Source organism: Empedobacter brevis, from assembly GCF_965118635.1.
Classification (GTDB): Bacteria; Bacteroidota; Bacteroidia; order Flavobacteriales; family Weeksellaceae; genus Empedobacter; species Empedobacter brevis_A.
Genome location: NZ_CBCPHV010000001.1, coordinates 226457 through 251070, shown reverse-complemented (window position 1 = coordinate 251070; position 24614 = coordinate 226457). Strand labels below are relative to the sequence as shown.

The window sequence follows — 24614 nt, the reverse complement described above, 5'->3', positions numbered from 1 at the left end:
TCAATGAATTTTGTCGGGGTGGCAGGATTCGAACCTGCGACCTCCTGCTCCCAAAGCAGGCGCGATGACCGGGCTACGCTACACCCCGATTCGGTCTTCTTTTTACGATAAAAAATCTTTTCGGATGAAAATTTTGTCGTCCTGTCGGGACAATTTTCGAACCATTTTGTTAATGATTTAAAACTGTTGTTGTCCGATATTGACTTTTAATATCATAGAAAATTCAAGTAAATGAACTTTATCTTTTTTTATTAACGGTGCAAAAATATGCATTTATAGTAATACAAAGCAACAATTTCGTTGCGAAAATTTCGAAATAATTTATAAAAAACTCTATGCCAATACTTTAATTAAAATTATAAGACAATTTTAAAGCATAAAAGATTAATTTAATCAGTATTTGCAAATAATATGAGTTCTATAAACGCTAAAAATGTTATTGGTAATAATTTAGTAAATTGTATTTACAGCATTTAATTTTTATATAACTATACATACATAACTTCATTTAGTGTATGAAATGTCACACATTTAAACTCTGTTTTCATTTTTCGTCCTGCTCATCCATTCTTTTGATAAGTGCATCGCGAAGACTATCGAGAAATTTGGTTCGATTTATCTTCCTTCCTTTTAATTCTAAATAAGAATGATAGAAGTCTCCTAAATCAATATTAAACATATTCTCAAATGTTTTTGCTATAACCTTAATATCAATATTACCATTTTCAATTGAACCATTGGAATGTAGAGAATAGATTAACTCAACCAAAGCTGTTTTACTACCAGTCCAATTTAAACTTAAATTTTTTGATATATGTTTTTTATTATTGTTATTCAATTGGTCTTCAAGATATACCTGTATTAAATCGTTGGCAATAATTTTAGCTACTTTATAATCGTGTGAGGTTGCAAATTTATGATCTGCTTCAAAATAATAAGTATCTAAGCTTAATTTTATATCATGATTTCCTCTGATAAAGTATTTTTTATCTAAATGGGTGCTATTAGTTCTGTAGTATTTATAAAATTCCAAATTAGCATCAAAAAAACGCTTGATCTTACTAAGCTCAAGATTGAGATATTGTTTAATAATTTTATCACCTCCTCTGGGCCGTTTTGTTTCAATTTTATATATAGAATTTAAATATATCAATTTTGAAACTAACTGAGGTTTAAGTTGTTTGAAAAAGAATATTTCTTCATCTTCATCTTTGAATCCTTTTTTCTTGACATATTCCTTTGCCGAATCAAGCCTTTGTAAAACTAATACAATAGCATTTTCATACAACTCTAACGAGTTATTGCTATGCTCGTAAGTCAGTTCAGTTATTCTATCATCCAATTCATTCATCAAAGAATGGCAATAATCTATCATTAAAACAAGGATTTTAAATTTAAAAACTGGCATAAAAAATAAAATGAGGTAATAATTGCAGGCATCCTACAATAAATTACCTCATTTTAAATTGCGATAGTACAATTATTTAAAAGAATACTATCCATTATCACTCTCAGGATAAAATATAGAGTGATAAATTACTCTGCTAAAGGTTCTGCTTTAAATCCTTTTCTCTTAACGATAGCGATGATCTCATCTTCTGTAATTCCTTCTGATTTTACAGTTAAGATTTTATCATTATTAGCTGTATCTACATTCCATTCACAGATACCTTCCGCACTGTCAAAATCTGCTTTTACTTTTGATACACATCCTCCACAATTAAGGTTTGTCTTGAATTGAAATTCTTTATTTTCCATTTTTTAATTTATTTATAATGTATATTTATACTACAAAATTCTGTATTTTCTTATTTTTTTTATTATGATATTCCTTGTTTGATTTACGATTTTTACTGATTTTTTTTAGTGTTTGTGATGATGATTATGACCTTCGCTCGTTTTGTTACCCTCAGCAACATGTACCGTAAAATCTACAGTGTGCACTTTATTACTAATCTTAAATTGCATCCACATTCTATATAAACCTGGTTTCTTGATCAGTGTTTCTGCATAAATCTGATAACTTTCATTAGACATTGGGTGAATATGCAAAAATTCTTTTTCAGCTTTGCTTATCATTACAATATGAGCTTTTGCTCCTAAATAGTTTTGCAATTCAGCGTCATTAATCTTGTTACCATTTTTTAGAATCTCAAATTGCAATGGCTGGCTTGTATTTGTTTTCAAATCTGCACCATTCAATAATTTGGCAGTATAACCATCTGATTCCGATTCAAATTTTGCATTTGTATCTAACTGTGCTATTTCTGTAGTATTTCCTACTACATTTAACGAATGTTTGTAAACATTCCCTTCCTCGTTCTCAGGCTTATAATCTACAAAAAATAAGTAGTCCCCAGCAGTTGGAAATATTTCATCAATAAGATAAGAACCGTCTTCTTGTTCAATGGGATGGATATGGTCAAACCAAGTTAGTTCTTCATTCACAACTAGAAGATGCATTTTCATTTCATGTACTTCTTCTAATGACACAACTTTATCTTCGTTCTTTACAATGATTTTAAACTGCGTCGATTTCCCTGCTTCAATAACTTCAGGTTCAGAAGATATAATCACATCAAAATGTTTTGCTGTTCCTTTATTTTCTGGAACTAAATTCATTCCACATTTTGAACATTTATCACCTTTATTCCCTTTGACTTCTGGGTGCATAGGGCAAATAAATATATTTTCGCTGCTGGATTGATGTTGTGTATTCATAATATTTTTTTTTAAAACGTTAATTATTTTGATATTATAACTTGATTCTTTTCTAATTACAAAGTTCCTTATTATTTCGTTTTTATTAGTTACGATTTTTTGGAAGATAATTGTGATTTTTACTGATTCTCGTGCGCGCTCTTATTTGTCATTGTAATTTTAATTACCGCAATTAATGTAATAAGAAGCATTGGAATTAAAACAATATTAATGCCATTCCAGCCCCAATTATTAAATAAACTTCCTGCAAAAAAACTGGCAATACTGATTACTGCAAAAACCGTGAAGTCATGAAATGCTTGTGTTTTTTCTTTCTCTTCAGGTCTATATACTTGTGTTAATAATGCGGATCCACCAATAAACAAGAAGTTCCAACCTAAACCAACAATAAATAATGCCGATACGAAATGTGTAAAATCGGTACCAGAAAGAGCAATGAAAATATAGAGAAACAAAATCGACAATCCAGTTGTAATGATTCTATAAACTCCAAATTTCTGAATGAGGATGCCTGTAAAAAATGAGGGCAAAAACATACCTAACACATGCCATTGAATTACAGTTGCCGAATCATCAGAACTATGACCGAAACCATGCATTGCAATAGGCGTAACCGTCATAGACATTCCCATCACCGCAAAAGCTGTAGCTGATGAAAGCACAGCTAAAACGGCATCTTTACTTTTGAAAATTTCTTTTAATGAACGACCTTTTTTTAAAGATTCATTATTTCGAGCTACCGGCTTTGCTTGAAATTTAAGTAACGAAACTACTCCAAATGCCAAGACACTTAAAAGTACAATAGAAAAAAAAGAATATGCATAAGGCACGCTTCCCAAATGCTGTGTAAATCTTGCCAAATTAGGTCCCGCAAATGCTGCAACGACACCTCCGGCAATCACAAAAGAAATGGCTTTACTCTTTGCATTATCCGGCACAGAATCTGCAGCCGCAAAACGATAATACTGTGAAAACCCTTGATAAGCGCCAATCAACATATTTCCAATAGCAAAAATCCAGAACGAATTCTGAACAATTCCATACCAAGAAACTAAGCCAGCAAGAACGCCTATCAATGTTCCAATCATAAAGGCTTTCCTTTGACCTAAATTTTTAATAATTATTGACGCTGGAATCATCATAGCTGCTGCGCCAACTGTAATCATCGCAACTGGAATGGTTGACATGTTTTTATCAGAAGCCATAACCATTCCTACAATTCCTGAAAGTGTAATGACTAATATCGATGCGGTCTGAAATAATGCTTGTGATAAAAACAAGAGATATACATTATTCCATTTTATTTTAGCTGTCATAATCTTAAAAATTTACAATACAAAATTGTCAAATTAGTTTAATCTTCTTGTTGTGATATTTCTTGTTTGATTTATGAGGTTTACTGATTATTCCGTACTTGTGTAAAATAAAAAACGGTTATGACGTAATGTAATAACCGTTTTTATTTCCATTTGTTGTTAATATTAATAATTAACTGACAAACCTACTCCAAAGCCCATATCGCTATCATAATGTGTTCTCACACCGATATGTCTTGTAAGGATATATCGCAAATCTGCCATATATTCCATATCCGTATTTACCATAAACCCTGCTCGCAATCTTTTGGAAAGAGGTATATCCTCTCGCATTAGCGAAACACGAAAAATACCATCGTGATATACCTCCGCTTGTACATTAACCAACATAGGTAAGGTATACATAACACCAAGACTAAATGCTCCTCGTTTATCTTTTTTATTTACTTGTCCAAAAAGATTTTTTTCATGCTCATCCATCCCCATTTTACGATAACGCCAGTCGAAACCAATAAAAGGCATCAACCATTGCATTTTTCCTATATAACGACCAAAATGAGTTTCCACTTCGTAACCGTGCATATCATTGTAACCTAATCTCCATTCTGTACCCAAACTATATCGAGCATTCATAAACATCATTTCACCGTCATTACCATTGGTCGCAAAATCATTCTGAGCCATAAAATGGATCATATTACTTTCACGCTGTAACATTTTATAGGCTTTATCCTTATTGGGTAGATAAGGGTTTTCATAATCACCCACAGCAAAAACTTTGTTCATACCTGCCATCATGTGATACAATATATGACAATGAAAAAACCAATCACCTTCTTCATTTGCGAGGAATTCAATGGTATCGGTTTCCATCGGCATAATGTCAATGATGTTTTTCATCGGAGCGTTTTCTCCTTTATCGTTTAGTAATCTAAAATCGAATCCGTGTAAGTGAATGGGATGTCGCATCATTGAATTATTATAGAGTGTAATGCGCAATACTTCTCCTTTCTTTACAGGTATTTTATCGCTCTCAGATAGTACTTTATCATCCATGCTCCATACATAACGGTTCATATTTCCAGTCAATGTAAACTTCAATTCTTTTACTGGTGCATTTTTGGGCAATTCAGTATTATTTGGGGATTTCAGCATGGCGTAATTAAGCGTAACAATCTCGCTTAATGCATTCGCATTATAGCGATTTGGATCTTCATCCATACCCATCTCACCATGGTTCATTTTACTATGATCGGTTTTTTCAGCACTTTGCTTCATGTTCATAGTTCCATGATCCATTTTGCTATGATCCATAGCTTCGTCCATTTTCTTTCCTTTCTTCTTTTCTGCACCTGTAATCTCTGGATACATTACTACATTCATATCCATTTGATTCCAACTCATATTCATACCCATATCATCAAGGTCGCCATTCATCTTCATCATATCATTCATCATCTTCATTCCTTCAAAATACTTGAGACGTGGCATTTCTCCCACCTTTTCTCTTTCTCCATTACCAATGAAATAACTGGTAGATTGCGTTCTATCTTCAGTAGTAGCCATAAATTCAAAGGCTTTGCCATCTTCAGGAATTGTAACGACTACATCATATGTTTCTGATACAGCAATAATTAATCGGTCTACATCTACAGGTTCTACATCGTTACCATCACTTGCTACTACAGTCATTTTTCCACCTGCATATCGCAACCAAAAGTAAGACGATGCACCACCATTAGAAATACGCAAACGTACTTTATCACCTGCTTTCAGAGGTTTGCCATCTATCGACTTCAAATCTGTCAAATGGTTTCCATTCATCAATACTTTATCATAATACACATCACTTACATCCATTGCCATCATACGTTTCCATTCATTTTTCAATTTCGTTTTGAAATTGCCGCTTCTAATGGCTTCTGCATAACTTTGAGTAGCTCCTTTTTGTATAGCAAACCAGTCGCTTGCATTATGTAACATGCGATGAACGTTTTCTGGCTTTAGATTTGTCCATTCGCTTAACATTATTGGTACTTCTGGCAAATCGTCAATCCCTTTTCTAAATGTTTTATCATCAGCTTTCTTATGCATGATAAAGCTCCCATACATACCAATCTGCTCTTGCAATCCTGAATGAGAATGATACCAATGCGTTCCCGTTTGAATAATAGGGAAACGATACGTAAAGGTTTCACCAGGTTCAATGGGCATTTGCGTTAAAAAAGGAACGCCATCTTCTTTATTGGGCAGAAATAATCCGTGCCAATGCAATGAGGTACTTTCTTTAAGTTGATTATGTAACACTATTTCTGCCGTATCGCCTTCAGTAAATTCAAGTGTTGGCATTGGTATTTGCCCATTTACAGCGATTGCTCTTTTTTCTTTGCCTGCATAGTTTACGATGGTATCTTTTACATACAAATCGTAACGTACTACTTTTTGGGCTATACCGACCTGTGATATGAAGAGCGCTAACAGAGTTAGCAGCAACAACTTTTTGTGAAGAAATTTTTTATTATTCATTTTAAAAATCGCATTGGTTATACAAAGATTAAAAGGCATTGTTCACTGAGCAATGCCTTAAAGGTTTTTATTATTTAGTTTCTGCAACTTTACCACAAGTAAGCATTGATGAACCATAATAAGGATTTTTAATATCTTTCTCTTTGCTCAACCAATATGCTTTTTTCATAGGACAATACTGATAATAAACAGGTTGACTTACTTTATCGGACGACTTTACCAGTTTCCACATTATAGTAGAAACATCGTTAAAAGCTGCTCTTTGCTTTTCAATATTGTTTCCAGCCTTGTTTAATTTTTCTGTAGCTTTTAACAGATCGGTTTTCTGTGAAAAATTATCTTCACCTTTTACTGCATCGTTGAAAACCGAAATTGCGGTGCTCGCTGCTTTGCTATCACTACTTACTAAAGCGTTTTTTACACTGATGTAACTGTTTAACAGATTGCTTGTGTTTTGTGCAAAAGCAGAAAATCCAAACAACATTACGGTTATTGCTATTATTAACTTTTTCATTTTTTATCTCTTTTTTATGATTAATGAATTGCTTATTATATTATTGTGAAATAGGTTCGGCTTTAAACCCTTTTTTCTTAATAATTGTAACGATTTCGTCTTCGCTAATTCCTTCTGATTTTACCGTAAGGATTTTATCACTATTTGCAGTATCTACATTCCATTCGCTGATACCATTAGCGCTATCTAAATCACCCTGTACTTTAGCAACACAGTTACCACAGTTAAGGTTTGTCTTGAATTGAAGGTTTTTGCTTTCCATTGTTTTGAACTTTTTAATTGTATTTCTTGAGTACAAAGTTCATAAGATAACAGGTAATATTGGTTGTGATATTCTTTGTTTGATTTATGACATTTACTGATTATTTACCAAAAATAGTTCCACTTGTAATATTTCTGGTTTGTTTTATGACTTTTACTGATTATAATGTTTGTTATAAATAAGTGAAATACATTTACCAAAGAATAACACTAACTAATTATAAAATGTCTATCAAAACCTTTCTTTCGGTTTTGCATCGTGCTATGTTATAGCTGGGATACAAGTTCTAAATACAACTACACTTCATCCAGTGTACACAAATCATGTATCAAAATCATATTATAAAAATAAAAAACAATGACAAATAAATTAAAAAGCGTTGAATACGGTTTAGAAAAAATATTTGAAGGAGCACAAGACTTTCTTCCACTATTAGGAACTGATTATGTAGAATTTTATGTAGGTAATGCTCTTCAGGCAGCGCATTATTACAAAACGGCTTATGGATTCCAATCTGAAGCTTATGCAGGATTAGAGACCGGAGTAAAAGACAAGGTATCCTATGTGGTAAAACAAGACAAGATCCGTATTGTATTGACCACTGCACTTAACTCTTCTTCTCCAATCGGGGAACACGTGAAAAAACATGGAGACGGAATAAAAGTAGTTGCTTTATGGGTGGAGGATGCCAAAAGTGCATTTGAAGAAACTACCAAACGTGGAGCTAAGCCATTTATGGAGCCTACCGTTACTAAAGATGAAAATGGAGAAGCAATACAAGCGGGTGTTTTTGTATATGGTGAAACGGTTTTTATGTTTACAGAACGTAAAAATTACAAAGGAATCTTTTTACCTGGATTTACGAAATGGGAATCAGACTATAATCCGGAACCTGTTGGTCTGAAATTTATTGATCATATGGTTGGAAATGTAGGATGGAACGAAATGGATACATGGGTAAAATGGTTTGAAGATGTAATGGGATTTGTTAATTTCTTATCTTTTGACGATAAACAGGTTTCTACTGAATATTCTGCCCTGATGTCAAAGGTTATGGCAAATGGTAATGGAAGAATTAAGTTCCCTATCAACGAGCCAGCTGAAGGTAAAAAGCGTTCTCAAATAGAAGAGTACTTGGATTTTTATGAAGACGCCGGAGTACAGCATTTAGCTTTGGCTACCGATGATATTATTAAAACGGTAGAAGAAATGAAAAAAAGAGGTGTCGAGTTCCTGTCCGTTCCGCCACAGGCATATTATGATGCCATCCCTGATCGCATCAAAGCTCATGCCGAAAATTTCAAAGAAGATTTAAATGAATTGCAAAAACTGGGAATTCTGATAGATGCTGACGAAGAAGGTTATTTGTTACAAATATTTACAAAACCTATTCAGGATAGACCTACATTCTTTTTCGAAATTATTCAAAGAATGGGAGCTAGAGGTTTTGGTGCTGGAAACTTCAAAGCTCTTTTTGAATCAATTGAAAGAGAACAGGAACGCAGAGGTACCTTGTAATGTATAATGTGTAATTTTAGTTTAATATATACAAAGCCCTAAAAAAAATAGGGCTTTGTTATTGGGACAAAGGTTGGAACAAATATTCATAGATAGAGAAAAAATGGATGCCGGATTAAATAAAAGACAATCGATAGGATATCTGGATTTTGATAATAAATCTGAAAATAAGATAAATAGCAATACGCTGCTGGAAGACCACTATAAAATCATTTATATGGAGAAAAACGGTAGCATTACCGTAGATTTCGTAGAGTACAGCTTTACAGAAAACGCCTTGCTTTTCTTCAGTATTGGTCAGCATTTTCAAATATCCAAGGAATCTAGAGGAAATCTAATTTATTTCAATCCTGATTTTTATTGCATAGCTTTCCATGATAAAGAGCTTGCCTGTGACGGGCTCCTTTTTGATAATGTATTCGAGATGCCTTATCTAAATTTGTCGACGAATCTGGACATACTTTTCTTAAAACTAATCTCGTCTATAAAAAGAGAAATTAATCAAAAAGATTTTTGGGCTGAAGAAATGATAAAAACATACATCAAACAAATAATCATTTCAGCAACCAGAACTTTAATAAAATCAAATAATGACAGTCAAATCATTTCATATGATAAGGAGTTAGCCAGAAAATTCAGCCAATTGGTAGAGCTTCATTATCGAAAGAACCATAATGTCTCTGACTATGCAAATATGCTGAACATCACACCTAAAAACCTCAATAAAAAAATTGTATCTGAAAAACAGGTAGCACCAAGCATCATTATTAAGCAAAGAATTATTCTTCAGGCTAAAAGGTTACTTGCCAATACAACCTTAAGCATTAAAGAAATTGCTGATTATCTCGGGTATGAAGACTACTCCTATTTTGTGCGATTTTTCAAATCTCAAACGGGTCTGCCACCTCTTTCTTTCCGAAACGCTATTTAAAGTGTTCGTTAAAGGAAAAAAGTCCTATTAAGAATGAAGTATATGCATTGATGACACGTTTTTTAGATAGTACTTTTGTCAAGTAATTTAAAACAAATTTAAAAATGAAAGCAAAAGTAACAGCTAAGTGGCAAGGTAATTTTAAAAATGGAAGCGGTAATTTCGATGCAGCACATTCAGCCATTGGAAGCAGTGTTTTTAAACACAATAAATCTGAAGGAGAAAATACCGCTACAAATCCAGAAGAATTGATGGCCGCAGCACACGCTGCATGTTATACAATGACGTTAAACTATATACTTACAAGCAAAGGGATTGAGGCAGAATCTTTAGAAACATCTTGTACAATAACAGCAACCAGCTTCGATATTACGAACTCTGATTTGGTGCTAAATGCAAAAATATCAGGTTTAAATGAAGAAGAATTTTTAAACTATGCAGAACAAGCAAAAGCTATGTGTCCGGTAGGAAAAGCTTATAAATTAGAAGTTTCACTAGTAGCTACACTAAATTAAGACTAATTTCGTTTATTCTTATTAAAAAAGTCACGTTTTATATTCCGTGACTTTTTTAATAATTGAATTAATAGATAGAAGAAAGGCAGATGAAAATATCTGCCTTCTTAAAAATTACCAAATCTGAATTTTAGATCTTTATCAACAATCCGAGAAGTGAAGACAGTAACAGTACGCACTTCCAACAGTTTAGTCTGTTTTTCATAATCAATCAATTTAAAGATAAATGTAAAATAGTATTTTGTATTTATAGATGTATTGCCTCACCTAAGGCATCTTCAATAGCATCTTTTATGGCTTCACTCATAGTTGGATGTGGAAAGATAGTATCCAATTGCTCGTGCCATGTTGTTTCCAATTTACGCGCAGTTGTGGTTTGAGCTATCAACTCCGTTACATTATAGCCAATCATATGCGTACCAATCCATTCTCCATACTTGGCATCAAAAATCACTTTTACAAAACCATCAGTAGCACCTACTGCACTCGCTTTACCACTTGCCATCAATGGAAATTTGCCTACTTTAATATCCATTCCCGCCTCACGTGCCTGCTTTTCGGTAAGACCAACTGAAGCAATTTCAGGTCCGGTGTAGGTACATGCTGGCATATTTCCGTAATCTAAAGGCGTTGGTTGATGGTCGTATTTACTTTCTTTAAAAGCTATAGCTTCGGCACAAATTACAGCTTCTTTCATCGCTTTGTGAGCCAATGCAGGGCCAGGAATAATATCGCCGATTGCATATATATTATCTATATTGGTTTTACACCCTTCATCTACCAGCACTTTTCCACGCTCTGTTTTAATCCCTAACTCTTCAATACCAATATTTTCAAGATTTGTTACAATGCCTACAGCACTTAACAGTATATCCGCTTCCAATACCTGTTCGCCACTACCATCCGTCTTTTTAATTGTAGCTTTTACTCCCGTAGCTGAAACATCTGCTTTTTCTACAGAAGCATTGGTAATTATTTCAATTCCTTTTTTCTTAAATGATTTTTCCAATTCTTTCGAAATATCTTCATCTTCCACAGGAACAATACGAGGCAAGTATTCCACTACAGTCACTTTAGTACCTATACTGTTATAGAAATAGGCAAATTCTACACCTATCGCTCCACTTCCCACAATGATAATGGATTTGGGTTGTTCAGGTAATACCATTGCCTCACGATAGCCAATGATTTTTTTGCCATCTATTGGAAGATTTGGCAATTCTCTAGCTCGTGCACCTGTAGCAAGAACGATGTATTTTGCCTGATAAGTTGCTGTTTTTCCGTCTGATACTTTAACAGTTATTTCATTTTTGGAGATAACTTTACCAACACCGCTAATGACATCAATTTTATTCTTTCTCATCAGAAACTGAACGCCTTTACTCATTTTGTCAGCAACACCGCGGCTTCGTTTTATAATGGCAGCAAAATCTGCAGAATACCCATCTACCTTTGCTCCATAGTTTTCTGCATGAGCAAGATATTCAAATACTTCTGCGGATTTCATTAAAGCCTTTGCAGGAATACACCCCCAGTTTAAGCAAATTCCTCCTAGGCTTTCCCTTTCTACAATGGCTGTTTTAAGCCCCAATTGTGAAGCTCTAATAGCTGCTACATAGCCTCCTGGACCACTTCCTAAAATAATTACATCATATGTCATAGCATTACTTTTTACGGTTAAACCTTATTAAATCTTTCTTTAAAGCTATTTAAAATAACATTTACGATTATTGTACGATTTTTTGTTTAATTTATGATTTTTACTGATTTCTGATCTTTCTAATTGTCTTTTATTGCTGGAATAACCAGTACTGGGATTTTTACTAAATGGCGTACTTGATTTATCGTTGCACCATACAATAGATCTTTTAATCCTTTATGCCCATGTGCACCCATTACAATAAGCTCTGCCCCGGATTTATTTACAATCTCTCCAATGCTGTCGGCTGTTTTTCCAAAACCAAGCTTTGCTTCTGCATGATAGCCTTGTTGTTGTAGTTGTTTTACATATTCGTCCAAAAATTCGCGATCTTTTACCGTTTCTTCATCTGTACTATCTTGAAGATGGGAGGCAGAGGCAACACTTTCTACAACGTGTATAAGTGTATAGGTACAATCTTTTCCACCTTGTGTAATAGCATAGTTGATAACCTTTTGGTCAAGTTGTTTGAAATCGACAGTAATGGCAATTTTATTAAATGAAGCATAAAATTTTAATTGCAAAGGTTCAGGTTTATCATGCGGTGTTATTTCACAAAACGCTTTTCTGCTAAACAAAGGATATAATGTGGTATATACCAACAAGATCATAAAACCAATCCCACCCAAAATGATTAATCCTTTCCAGACTATATTACCTGAAGTAGCAAAGAAAGTGATAGCCTCTTCTACCAATAGTTTGGAGTTGAGATATACCAGTACGATGGTTATAATCCAAGCCGCTATTTTTATTACGGGCTTGATGGCAAATTTGCCCATTGTCTTTTTATCGCTCACAAAATGGATAAGAGGAATGACCGCAAAACCTAATTGCATACTTAACACTACCTGGCTGAAGATAAGCAGGCTATCGACATTACCTTCACCATTAATGAGAATTACCAAAGCCGCTGGAACTATGGCAAGTAACCTTGTGATAAGTCTTCGCAACAAAGGGTTCATTCGAAAGCGTAGATAACCTTCCATTACTATTTGTCCGGCAAGCGTACCCGTAATGGTACTGCTTTGTCCGGCAGCAATCAAAGCTACAGCAAATAGTTTTGCTGTAAAATCGCTTCCGAGGTGCTGTGGCAGTAATTCATAAGCCTGCTTTAGCTCTGCCACGTCGGAACGTCCGGTTTTATAAAAAACTGTAGCGGCAAGAATTAATATAGCTGCATTTACAAGCAATGCCATATTTAGAGCAATGGCACTATCCCAAAAATTGAGCTTAATTGCTTTTTTGATACTGGCATCATCACGATTAAATTTACGTGTCTGCACCAGTGCAGAGTGTAGGTATAAATTATGTGGCATTACCGTTGCACCGATAATACCGATAGCAATGTACAATGCAGTATCATTCTGTATATGTGGTATCAGTCCTGTTGCAATTTCATCTACATTAGGGTCAGCTACCCATATTTGTACAAGAAACGACATTCCTATAACGAATATCAAACCGATGATAAAGGCTTCGAGCTTGCGCATTCCCCATTTTTGCAAAGTCATCAACAGTAATGTATCCAAGGCTGTAATAGCAACACCCCAAATCAAAGGCATTCCCGTGAGCAACTGTAAACCAATTGCCATCCCCAATATTTCTGCAAGGTCTGTCGCAACAATAGCGACTTCAGCAAGTATATATAATACAAAATTGACCTTCTTAGGATAAGTTTCCCGGTTTGCTTGAGCCAAATCTCTATTTCGAACGATCCCTAACCTTGCAGACAAGCTTTGTAGCAACAAGCCCATAATACTACTCATTACTAAAACCCAGAGTAATGAGTAGCCAAATTGGCTACCACCGGCCAAGCCTGTTGCCCAGTTGCCCGGATCCATATATCCAACACTGACAAGATAAGCCGGTCCAAAAAAAGCCAAAACTCTTCGCCAGCGAGATTGACCAGGAACAGTCGTGTCTACAGAATTATGTACTTCGCTTAATGAAGATTGTGATTGTTTTTTAGCCATTTCACAAATATTTTTAGGATAAAAAAACTGCCGCAAGATTTCTTGCGGCAGTCTAGCTTCTTAGTTAGAACTTCATCTTTTGAATTCGAACCGCATTTAGAATAGCTAATAAAGCTACACCTACATCTGCAAATACGGCTTCCCACATGGTAGCCAGCCCGCCTGCACCAAGAATAAGAACAACTGCTTTAACCCCGAAGGCTAAAATAATATTCTGCCAAACAATTTTCTTGGTCTGCTTACCGATGTTAATAGCCATTGGAATTCTAGACGGCATATCATCCTGAATGACAACATCAGCAGTTTCAATAGCGGCATCACTACCTAATCCTCCCATTGCAATCCCAGCATCACTCAACGCAATAACAGGCGCATCATTTACACCGTCTCCAACAAACGCCACGCTGCCATTACGGGATTTGATTTCCTTTACTCTATTAACCTTGTCTTCAGGTAATAAATCTCCGTAGGCACTGTCAATGCCCAACTGTCCCGAAACAAACTGAACAACGGTATTTTTATCACCACTCAACATTGTGGTTTTTACACCCATTTTACGCAGCTTTTCAATTGCTGCTTTTGCATCTACCTTAATGCTGTCCGAAATGGTTAAATATCCTACAAACTTTCTATCATAAGCAACAGCTATTACCGTGTAAACGATGTTTGCGGTATCTGCATCATGGCTGATGTTGAATTTATCGAGCAATTTGAAATTACCTACTAAAAGCTCTTTACCGTTAACGGTGGCTTTTAATCCGTGTCCTGCTATTTCTTCAACATTTGCTAAATTTACGTCGGCATCTACCTCTCCCCAATAATTGTGGATTGCCGTTGCAACAGGGTGTGTACTTTGACTTTCCAATACGTTGACGAGGTTGAGAATTTCGTCTTTATTGAATTCTGGTTTGATAAAGACTTCCTGTACTTTGAAAACACCTTCGGTGAGGGTTCCCGTTTTATCCATCACTACATTTTCTACTTTGGCAAGAATATCAAGGAAATTAGACCCTTTAAGCAGAATACCATTTCGACTTGCGGCCCCAATACCACCAAAATAACCCAGAGGGATGGAGATTACCAAAGCGCAAGGACAAGAGATAACAAGGAATACCAATGCTCTATACAACCATTCACTGAATACATAATTATCTACGAAAAGTGCGGGAAGTAAGGTAATAGCAATAGACAGATATACGACTATCGGCGTATAAATTTTGGAAAATTTACGGATAAACAACTCCGTTGGTGCTTTTTGTGATGTAGCATCCTGAACCAGTTCCAAAATTCTGCTCAACTTACTATCCGAATAATCGGTTGTTACCTTTATTTGGCTTACGGTGTTGAGGTTAATCATACCTGCCAATACAGTTTCACCTTTACTTTTTGTATCAGGTTTGCTTTCTCCTGTAAGGGCTGCTGTATTGAAAGAGGCGGTTTCTGAAATTAACTCCCCGTCCAATCCTAATTTTTCGCCCGGCTTTAATTGAATAACATCACCTATGTAGGCATCTTCAGCTTTTACAACAATAGGCTTACCTGCTCTGATAACCGTTACCTCATCAGGGCGTTGGTCTAACAGGGCTTTAATATTACCTTTTGCTCTTGATACTGCAATAGTCTGAAAGACTTCGCCTACGGAGTAGAACAGCATTACAGCTACTGCTTCAGGATATTCGCCAAGTGCAAATGCACCGATTGTTGCAATAGCCATTAAGAAAAATTCTGAAAAGAAATCTTTGTATCTGATACTTTCAACAGCTTCTTTGATTACTGGCAACCCAACAGGCAAATAAGCGATAACGTACCAGGCAATTCTAACCCAACCCGTGAACCAGGTTTGGGGAAAGTAATTATCAAAACCAATAGCAACAAGTAATAAAGCTAAAGATATACCCGCAGGCATAAATAACTGAAAGGTGGTTTTACCCTCTATGTCGTGACTGTGGTCGTGGTCATCACCGTGGCTGTGCCCGTGGTGGTCGTGATTGTGTCCGCTGTGGTCATGATCGTCGTGGCTACCGTGATCGTGTCCATCACCATCGCCATGATCGTGTCCACTATGGTCGTGATCGTCGTGATTGACATCTTTCAACAAATCTGCCGCACCGGCATTTTTATAAATTTTTTCTGTTTTCACACAACACAACTGATTACCTTGAGTATCATATTTATGTTTGTGCGGTTTTTTACCCGTAAGATCCAGGCCACCATCATCGGTGCTGCAACATATTTTTGACATAATTATTATTTTTTTAGTAAACTGTATTAGTAGTCGTTTTTAACTAATTCCTATTTGTACAGCAAAATTATAATCTAAATTTGGGAACCTGGTTGCAAATACAAAACTGCTTTTCAGACTCCCCGAAAAACTGATACAAGCCTTAATTTGCTACTAAAAAAACATTAAGGCTTGTAGAATTTTCATTTAAATATGAATAGCTATCTTATCAACATCAAGGCAAGCTTCACGCAAGTTTTCATAATACGTTGGATGCCCGTGCGAAATGCGTGCAATATCTTCTGCTGAAGCTCTGAATGCCATTGCTACAGTCGGTTCACCTATTAAATCAGAGGCTCTTTCACCAATAATGTGAAAACCTAAAATTTCATCCGTTTCCGCATCTGTCAAGACTTTTGCAATACCCTCTGTTTTACCACTTGTGATAGCTCTTCCTGATGCAGAAAAAGGAAATTGTCCTACTTTGTAATTTTTCCCTTCAGTTTTCAGCTCTTCTTCGGTTTTCCCTACACTTGAAACTTCAGGACTGGTATAAACAATTCCAGGAATTAAATTATAATCAATGTGAGGTTTTTGCCCAGCGATGATTTCTGCCACATAAACACCTTCTTCAGACGCTTTGTGAGCAAGCATAGGTCCTACAACAACATCACCGATGGCATAGATTCCTTTTACATTGGTTTCAAGATTGCTATCGGTGGCAACCTGTCCGCGTGGAGTCAATTCAACTCCAACATTTTCCAAACCTAAACCTGTTGTATAAGGTTTTCTACCTATTGCCATTAGACAATAATCCCCTTCAATTGCTACGGTATTACCGTTTTTATCTTCGGCAGTAACGGTTACATTATCACCATTATTGGTTGCTCCGGTAACTTTATGATTTAGCAAAAATTCAAAACCTAAATTCTTTTTTAAAGATTTTTGAAGTTCGACTCCCATTTTTTTGTCCATACTCGGAAGTATTCCTCCTGTATATTCAAGTACGGTTACTTTGCTTCCTAATCTTGCGTAAACCGAACCTAATTCCATTCCGATTACACCACCACCAACTACAATAAGATGTTTCGGAATTTCTTTTAAAACCAACGCTTCGGTAGAACTGATGATTCTTTTTTTATCAATGTCAATTCCCGGAAGCGAAGCGGGCTTAGAGCCCGTCGCTATAATGATATTTTTACCGGTAATTGTTTTTTCTTCGTTTTCGGATTTCAGAAGAATGGTGTTTTTATCCACAAAAGATCCCGTTGCCTGAAATACTTCAACCTTATTCTTCTTCATCAGATAACTTACACCGCCGTTTATTTTAGAAACAACATCTGCTTTTCTGGCAATCATTTTTTCCAAATCAACTTGCAAATTATCAACAGAGATCCCATGAACATTTACGTTATCCTTGATTTCATGGTACCGCTCAGAACTGTCTAACATTGCTTTTGAAGGAATACATCCTACATTTAGACAAGTTCCTCCAAGTACTGCATATTTTTCGATAATAGCTGTTTTTAAGCCTAATTGAGCACAACGGATTGCGGTTACATAGCCACCTGGTCCAGATCCGATAATGATTACATCAAAATTATTTTTCATGATTTTTTTTAAATTATGTTAATGGCTATGACCACCTGTATTACTAAGCTTAGCATTAATAAAAAAAGCACCTTTAGTTACAATCTGAGCATTTTGTGGAATCTCTTTAACCGGAGTAATAGCTGTATATCCCATGTTTGAAGTACCCTTTGCTACTTCAATTTTTTCAAAATTCAATTTCTGTGCTGCTTGGGTAGCATGCTCAGAAGCTTCTTTTTCATTTTTATGCCCATGTGTTGCTTCTCCTTCATCATGACCATGACCATGATCGTCATGACCTCCCTCATTATGTTCTTCCGGTTCCTTATCTGTCTTAATAAATATGTAGTATTTACCATCCGCTTCCACAATTGCCTCATTTGGAACAGCAGAAGTCAACACATCATCAAGACTTACGAGCCCAGTGATATTCATTCCATCTATTAAACCTGATTTGTCTCCAATAATTTCACTATGAACAGCAATTGATTTACTTTCTCCACTAAAAGATGATCCTATAGTAGTTACTTTAGCGGCATAGCTTTTTTGCGGATTATTAGTAATAGTGAAGTTAATTTTCTGTCCTACCTTGATTAATGGAAGATCTTTTTCAAAAACCTGTAAATCTAAATGAATAGAGCTATTATTAATAATTTCAACAATAGGCGAGGAAACGTCCACATAACTTCCAATTTTTGCAAATACATCACTGATGGTACCATCAATTGGACTTGTTACCGTTAGACTTGAACGAAAATTATTATTAGCAATATTGTTGGGGTTAATTCCCATCATCTGAATTTGTTGCTGTAATGAAGCTTTTCTAGCTTTTAGAGTACTTAATTCTGCAGTAGCATTTTGTAAGTTCTTTTTAGCTCCTGCATTTCCTTCGTTCAACTCTCTCTGACGCTCTAACTCTTGTTCTGCAAACGTTATTCTGCTTTGGATGGAAGAGTATTCTTCTTGTAACTGAACAAACTGAGGGTTAGAGATAGTTGCAATCACCTGACCTTTTCTTACATAATCACCAAGTTCAACAGTTAAGGTTTTAATAACTCCACCAAACAAGGAAGTTGCATTAGCTTTGCTCTTATTCGGAACCCGAAGTTTACCGATGGCTTTTAAAGATGCCGTTAGAGACTTTTGCTCAATACTTCCTAATTCAATTCCTGCCGTCTTTATCTGGTCTTCAGTTAACGTTGCTATATTTTCAGCCTCTTCTGAGTGACTTTCTTTTGATGATTCTTGGGAAGTAGAGTGGTCATGTCCATCTCCTTCTTTATGCTCTTTACCTCCACATGATATCAAAAATAAGGATGCTAGAATAATACTTAACACCGATGTTACTTTTATTATATTGACTTTCATTTTGTTTATTTATTTGTTAATGAATAGATAACAATCACAGATTCATTTATTTGCTGTATACTTTTAAGATAGTTTAAATAGGTATCAGTAGCTGTTTGAACGGCATACAGATATTCTACATAAGAAAGGTCTCCTGTGCTATATCCCAAACGTGAAGCATTTATAATTTCTTCTGCATTCGGAATTGCCTGTTCAATAAAATAATTAAACTGACTCACATTTTGCTCATATTGAGTCATGGCATTTTTCATTTCTGTTTTCAAAACATTTTCCTGCCATTGCGCATTCATTTCTGCAGATTCTTTTTGAATTTCCAACGAACGAACCCTTGATCTTGTGGTTGTAAAAATTGGAATAGAAATTCCTACATCGACAAATCCAAATCTTTGACCTCTTCCATAAAACTTTTCTACACCATTTTTGCTATGTTCACCAATCAATGAGATATTGCTGTAACCTAAAGTAAAGTCTGGCAATCCATTCGCTCTTTCTACCTTTTTACTTTTTTCAGCAACAAGTGCTTCTTGATACAGAGATTGAATACTTGGATGATTCCTAACAGCATCATTATCTATTATGTCACTTATAAATACAGGCTTATATTCTAGTGCTTTTTCGATGGTGAAATCCTCCTCAATCTGCATTAGATTTTTTAAATTCAGGTATGCATTTTTTCTTAATACCTCATTTTGTTGAGCAAGAAGGTTGATTTCACCTCGTTTAGTGTTTGCTGTACTTACATCAATTTTACCAATATCACCAGTCTTATATCGCAAGTTAGCTACTCTTATAAAATCAAGATAAATGCTATCAAGGTATTGAAGTTTTTTAGCATTATTTTCAAGATACTCCAACTGATAATAATAGGTACGTACTTGCTTCTTTAATTCATTTTCTGAAAGAGCCTTTGCCCATTCTTTGCTTTTAATTTCTTCTTTAATAAGATCCTTTTTTGCTCCAAATAGTGTGGGAAAAGGAATGTTTTGAGAAATCATAACTCCATCATTATATTCAAATCCATCGTTATTTCCGTATTGAATATTTAGTTCGGTTTTCGGTAATTCATAAGCTGTTCGTTTCAGACTTTCAGCTGCCCTTACGTCTAAATCTTTAGATTTAATTCCTGAATTATTTTCTAATGCAATTCGGACAGCTTTATCTGCGGAAATATCTTGTGCTTGAATATTTTGTGAGAGACCTAAAAATATGCCCAATAATATTATTGGAGTTATCGATTTAATTTTATTATTATTCATTGCTTTATTTGTTTTCATAAATACCAAATACAGTAGCGGAAGAACAAAGAGTGTTAATGCTGTAGCTGAAATCAGCCCGCCAATTACTACGGTAGCAAGAGGTTTTTGTACTTCAGCTCCCGCACTGGTACTTAAAGCCATAGGAAGAAAACCTAAACTGGCAACAGATGCCGTCATTAGAACAGGACGTAACCTTGTTTTGGTTCCTTCAATTACCCGTGCAACTATGTCATCCCAACCTTCTTTTTCTAACCTATTGAATGTTGCTATAAGTACGATTCCGTTTAGTACCGCCACACCGAACAAAGCAATAAAACCAACTCCGGCTGAAATACTAAATGGCATATCTCTCAACAACAATGCAAATACTCCACCTATGGCACTCATAGGTATTGCAGCATATACAAGTGCCGCTTCTTTAAGTGAACGGAATGTAAAGTAAAGAAGTACAAATATTAGAAGAAGTGAGATCGGCACTGCGATGAGTAAACGATCGCTTGCTTTTTGTAAATTTTCAAATTGACCACCATACGTTACATAGTAGCCGCTCGGAAGTTTCACTTCTTGAGCGAGTTTGTCTTGAATATCTTTCACCACACTTGCAACATCTCTTCCCTGAACGTTAAAGCCAACATATATACGACGTTTTCCGTCTTCACGGCTTATTTGTGCTGGACCTAATTTATAGTTGACATCAGCTACTTGAGAAAGCGGAATTTGTTCTCCACTAGGCGTTGGTATGAATAGATTACTTACATCTTCTATAGAGGTTCTGTGCTCATTGTCCAGACGAACTACCAGATCAAATTTTCGCTCATTTTCATATACTACACCTGCTGCTTTTCCTGCAAAGGCAGTACTCACAATGTCATTAATATCTTGAATTTTTAAACCATAGTTGGCAATTCTCGCCCGATCATAATCAATGTTGATTTGAGGGAGTCCATCCACTCTTTCTACTTGTGGCGCAGTCGCTCCCGGAATTGTCTGTACTATAGTATTAACTTTATTAGCATACACCAATAGAGAATCCAGATTTTCTCCAAAAATTTTCACTGCCACATCCTGACGAATCCCCGTCATTAATTCATTGAATCTCATCTGAATAGGCTGATTAGCTTCAAAGAAAACCCCTGGGATACTTTCTAGTTTTTCCATCATTTCGTTTGAAAGCTCATCATAAGATTTTTTTTCTTTCCATTCTTTTTGTGGCTTAAGAATGACCATTAAATCTGTAGCCTCCGGAGGCATCGGATCAGTAGGTATCTCACCGGCACCTGTTTTTCCTACCACCATTTTAACTTCGTCAAATTCTTTCAGAATTCGAGACGCTTGCATAGATGTCTCCAAACTTTGACTTAAAGAAGTCCCTTGAGGTAGAATACAATGCATTGCAAAATCTCCTTCACCTAGTTTCGGTAAGAATTCACCACCCATTCGGGAAAATAAGAATAAGCTGATTGCAAATAAACCTACCGCTGATCCTATCACTACATATTTTAATCTAATAGCTTTTTCTAAAAGGGGCTGATACACTTTGTTTAAGAAATCCATCATTTTATCTGACAGGTTCTTTTTTGTGATAGGTTTCTTTGACAAGAACAGTGCACTCATCATAGGGATATAGGTGAATGAAAGAATTAAAGCTCCAATAATTGCAAAACTGACTGTTTGAGCCATTGGTGTAAACATTTTTCCTTCGATCCCTACTAATGTTAATATTGGGATGTATACAATAAGAATGATGATTTCTCCGAAAGCCGCACTTGTACGTATTTTTCTTGCAGAATCGAACACTTCTTCATCCATTTCTCCCTGTGTAAGTCTCTTATTTGATTTTCTAAGCCCTAGATGATGCATTGTTGCTTCCACTACAATCAAAGAACCATCCACAATCAAACCAAAGTCTATAGCTCCTAAACTCATCAGATTGGCACTCACTCCAAACAATCTCATCATACCTAATGCAAATAGCATTGACAAAGGAATAGCAGAAGCGACAATTAAACCAGCTCTTAAATTACCTAGAAACAGAATTAAGACAAAAATTACAATTAAAGCTCCCTCTATAAGATTTTTCTCAACCGTATCTATGGCACGTCCAACAAGGTCTGTTCTGTCGAGATAAGGTTCGATAACGATATCGTCTGGTAGAGATTGTTGTATTGTCGGAATTTTCTCCTTAATACGTTCTACCACTTTGGCACTGTTTTCTCCTTTGAGCATCATGACGATTCCTCCCACAGCATCTACCTCTCCGTTGTAGGTGAGCGCACCGTAACGAATGGCATTACCAAAACGTACTTCTGCTACATCTTTTACCAGTATAGGAACTCCTGAAATATTCTTTACAACAATATTCCCTACATCTTCAAGTGTGTTTACCAAACCTACACCTCTAATAAAATATGCATTGGGTTTCTTGTCAATATATGCACCTCCTGTATTTTGGTTATTAGTTTCCAATGCAGAAAATATTTCGGAAATACTCACATCCATAGCTCTTAAACGATCTGGATTGACAGAAACTTCATATTGCTTCAGCAGCCCTCCAAAGCTATTGATTTCAGCAATTCCTGGTGTTCCATATAGTTGACGAGCAACAATCCAATCTTGCATTGTTCTCAGATCCATAGCGGTATATTTGTCTTCGCTACCTTTTTTAGGATGTAGTATATACTGATACACTTCACCTAAGCCAGAGCTAACAGGGGATAGTTCCGGTGTGCCTACACCCTCAGGAATTTGCTCCTCAGCTTCTTTCAATTTCTCATTAACTAGTTGTCTAGCAAAGTAGATGTCTACTTCATCCTTAAAAACAACGGTAACGACTGAAAGTCCAAAACGGGAAATACTTCGTATCTCTTCCACATCAGGAAGATTGACAATACTTTGCTCTACTGGAAATGTAACTAATTGTTCAACTTCCTGCCCCGCTAGAGTAGGACATAGAGTTATAACTTGTACCTGATTATTTGTAATATCAGGCTGGGCATCTATAGGAAGTTTTGTAGCACTCCATACGCCCCATATTATCAGCAGCAAAGTCATTACTCCAATAATGAGCTTATTCTTGATACTGAATTTAATTATGTTATCTAACATTTTTGATTAGTATTAATATTTAAAGTATATACGATTTCTATCATTTAAAATGATAGTACAATAATTTTTACTGACGCACACGAAGAAATATTCTTCACAAGCGCAAGAGAAAAGACTAGTAATTACTTTTTAAACATTAATCTTTGGCGGTTTCCATATGCTCCCGGAGTATTGGGAATAGAGATTTACATTTCTAAGAGAAACCTTTTGTTTAGCGTTCAATTTAAGTTTTGGGGATACTACTTCGGTTATGTTGAAATCCGAAATAGCTACAGTAATGGTTCCACAACATTGGCAAGAACAAAAAGGACTACAAAAATCTTTGTGTTCCGTTTTATGATTATCTTCATGTGATAGTCCAATTTCTACTAACTGGTTGTTATTTGCTGTACATTCATACAAAGCGTCTGTGCAGGGAAGTATTGACATCCCTAACATATAAACACTGAATATAAATACAAATATTTTCACCTCTCTAATTTTAAACTTTAATTGATTGATAATCCATCCAATAAGTCGGTACAAACTTACAAAAAATATAATAGCACTCAACTTAACAAATAAGTTATTTTTCTCATGAATGAAATCTATAAAAGATTATGTAATTAGCAATTTATTTAAAATAAATTTAGTCATTTAACACCTCTTTCATTATAAAGCAGCCTGTATATCTATCATCTATCATTACGATGATTACAGGCTCCTGCAATTCATCCAAACTTTCATCGTAGTAAAAATCGTAGAGGTTAATTAGTGATAAATTCCCTATGATGACCTCGTGTCCGTTCACAAACCCTTTGATGCCATGGCCCGGTATCTCTTCAAATTTTTCCACCTTGTAATCGGATAAAATAATTGGCGAAAGAAACTTGAGCACGCTGCTTGCTATTGGATGCGTTGAATGGGATTGCAATGCTGCCGTAAAAGCTGTTACGTTTTTTTTGTCGGGAACAGCACATTCAAAGGTTATTACATCAAACGAGAGATCGCTTTTATATGCACTATCCGCAATTTCTGATATATGTTTTTTGATTGCCATAATAATATTTTTTAATTATATAACAAAGTTAATTGTCATTTTGGGGAACCTGGTTGCAAA

The 24614-nt window shown here is 35.4% G+C and carries 18 protein-coding genes and 1 tRNA gene; 3 read left to right on the top strand and 16 right to left on the bottom strand.

The genetic code is table 11. The features are described from left to right. Window positions 1-13: 13 nt before the first annotated feature. The 8 genes from ACMHJW_RS01160 to ACMHJW_RS01125 all read right to left on the bottom strand — a co-directional run bounded on the left by ACMHJW_RS01160 (window position 14) and on the right by ACMHJW_RS01125 (window position 7339). Window positions 14-88, bottom strand: a tRNA-Pro gene (locus tag ACMHJW_RS01160). Between the two features lie 456 nt (window positions 89-544). After that, on the bottom strand, window positions 545-1375 hold the full coding sequence (locus ACMHJW_RS01155) for an RteC domain-containing protein (RefSeq protein ID WP_038330969.1): 831 nt from the start codon (window positions 1373-1375) through the stop codon (window positions 545-547). A 161-nt stretch (window positions 1376-1536) separates the two neighbouring features. Continuing rightward, window positions 1537-1758 (bottom strand): heavy-metal-associated domain-containing protein, encoded by a 222-nt coding sequence (locus ACMHJW_RS01150; protein ID WP_038330965.1) that lies wholly within the window; start codon window positions 1756-1758, stop codon window positions 1537-1539. A 105-nt stretch (window positions 1759-1863) separates the two neighbouring features. Then, a complete protein-coding gene (locus tag ACMHJW_RS01145; protein ID WP_228388405.1) occupies window positions 1864-2721 on the bottom strand; it encodes a heavy metal-binding domain-containing protein in 858 nt (285 codons plus the stop codon). A 119-nt stretch (window positions 2722-2840) separates the two neighbouring features. After that, complete coding sequence (locus tag ACMHJW_RS01140) at window positions 2841-4037, bottom strand: MFS transporter (protein WP_413531612.1); 1197 nt, start codon at window positions 4035-4037, stop codon at window positions 2841-2843. Window positions 4038-4202: 165 nt separating this feature from the next. Then, window positions 4203-6563 carry a multicopper oxidase domain-containing protein gene (locus ACMHJW_RS01135; protein WP_143884237.1) on the bottom strand — a complete coding sequence of 787 codons (2361 nt, stop codon included), beginning with the start codon at window positions 6561-6563 and terminating at the stop codon, window positions 4203-4205. Window positions 6564-6633: 70 nt separating this feature from the next. After that, window positions 6634-7077 carry a DUF3347 domain-containing protein gene (locus ACMHJW_RS01130; RefSeq protein ID WP_143884078.1) on the bottom strand — a complete coding sequence of 148 codons (444 nt, stop codon included), beginning with the start codon at window positions 7075-7077 and terminating at the stop codon, window positions 6634-6636. A 40-nt stretch (window positions 7078-7117) separates the two neighbouring features. Further along, a complete protein-coding gene (locus ACMHJW_RS01125; protein ID WP_038330956.1) occupies window positions 7118-7339 on the bottom strand; it encodes a heavy-metal-associated domain-containing protein in 222 nt (73 codons plus the stop codon). A 357-nt stretch (window positions 7340-7696) separates the two neighbouring features. On the opposite strand from ACMHJW_RS01125, the gene hppD reads away from it, so the two are divergent. The 3 genes from hppD (at window position 7697) to ACMHJW_RS01110 (ending at window position 10303) form a co-directional block, all read left to right on the top strand. Next, the gene (gene hppD / locus ACMHJW_RS01120; RefSeq protein ID WP_143884077.1) at window positions 7697-8857 is read left to right on the top strand and encodes a 4-hydroxyphenylpyruvate dioxygenase; all 1161 of its coding nucleotides are present in this window, start codon (window positions 7697-7699) and stop codon (window positions 8855-8857) included. Between the two features lie 103 nt (window positions 8858-8960). Next, complete coding sequence (locus ACMHJW_RS01115; protein ID WP_413531611.1) at window positions 8961-9788, top strand: helix-turn-helix domain-containing protein; 828 nt, start codon at window positions 8961-8963, stop codon at window positions 9786-9788. Window positions 9789-9892: 104 nt separating this feature from the next. Further along, window positions 9893-10303 (top strand): OsmC family peroxiredoxin, encoded by a 411-nt coding sequence (locus ACMHJW_RS01110; RefSeq protein WP_038330952.1) that lies wholly within the window; start codon window positions 9893-9895, stop codon window positions 10301-10303. 247 nt (window positions 10304-10550) lie between these two features. On the opposite strand, the gene lpdA (ACMHJW_RS01105) is transcribed toward ACMHJW_RS01110, so the two are convergent. The 8 genes from lpdA (ACMHJW_RS01105) to ACMHJW_RS01070 form a co-directional block, all read right to left on the bottom strand. Then, window positions 10551-11963, bottom strand: a complete 1413-nt coding sequence (gene lpdA, locus ACMHJW_RS01105; protein ID WP_038330950.1) for a dihydrolipoyl dehydrogenase — start codon at window positions 11961-11963, stop codon at window positions 10551-10553. A gap of 119 nt (window positions 11964-12082) precedes the next feature. After that, complete coding sequence (locus tag ACMHJW_RS01100; protein ID WP_038330947.1) at window positions 12083-13975, bottom strand: Nramp family divalent metal transporter; 1893 nt, start codon at window positions 13973-13975, stop codon at window positions 12083-12085. Between the two features lie 64 nt (window positions 13976-14039). After that, the gene (locus tag ACMHJW_RS01095; protein WP_413531610.1) at window positions 14040-16217 is read right to left on the bottom strand and encodes a heavy metal translocating P-type ATPase; all 2178 of its coding nucleotides are present in this window, start codon (window positions 16215-16217) and stop codon (window positions 14040-14042) included. Between the two features lie 186 nt (window positions 16218-16403). Further along, window positions 16404-17807 carry a dihydrolipoyl dehydrogenase gene (gene lpdA / locus ACMHJW_RS01090; protein WP_038330944.1) on the bottom strand — a complete coding sequence of 468 codons (1404 nt, stop codon included), beginning with the start codon at window positions 17805-17807 and terminating at the stop codon, window positions 16404-16406. An 18-nt stretch (window positions 17808-17825) separates the two neighbouring features. Next, the gene (locus ACMHJW_RS01085) at window positions 17826-19154 is read right to left on the bottom strand and encodes an efflux RND transporter periplasmic adaptor subunit (RefSeq protein WP_083206661.1); all 1329 of its coding nucleotides are present in this window, start codon (window positions 19152-19154) and stop codon (window positions 17826-17828) included. Between the two features lie 5 nt (window positions 19155-19159). Continuing rightward, window positions 19160-23515 (bottom strand): CusA/CzcA family heavy metal efflux RND transporter, encoded by a 4356-nt coding sequence (locus tag ACMHJW_RS01080; protein ID WP_413531609.1) that lies wholly within the window; start codon window positions 23513-23515, stop codon window positions 19160-19162. 129 nt (window positions 23516-23644) lie between these two features. After that, window positions 23645-23986, bottom strand: coding sequence for a DUF6660 family protein (locus ACMHJW_RS01075; protein ID WP_413531608.1), 342 nt, complete (start codon window positions 23984-23986; stop codon window positions 23645-23647). A 157-nt stretch (window positions 23987-24143) separates the two neighbouring features. After that, entirely contained in the window at window positions 24144-24554 is a 411-nt protein-coding gene (locus tag ACMHJW_RS01070; RefSeq protein WP_413531607.1) for a hypothetical protein, read from the bottom strand. Between the last annotated feature and the right edge of the window lie 60 nt (window positions 24555-24614).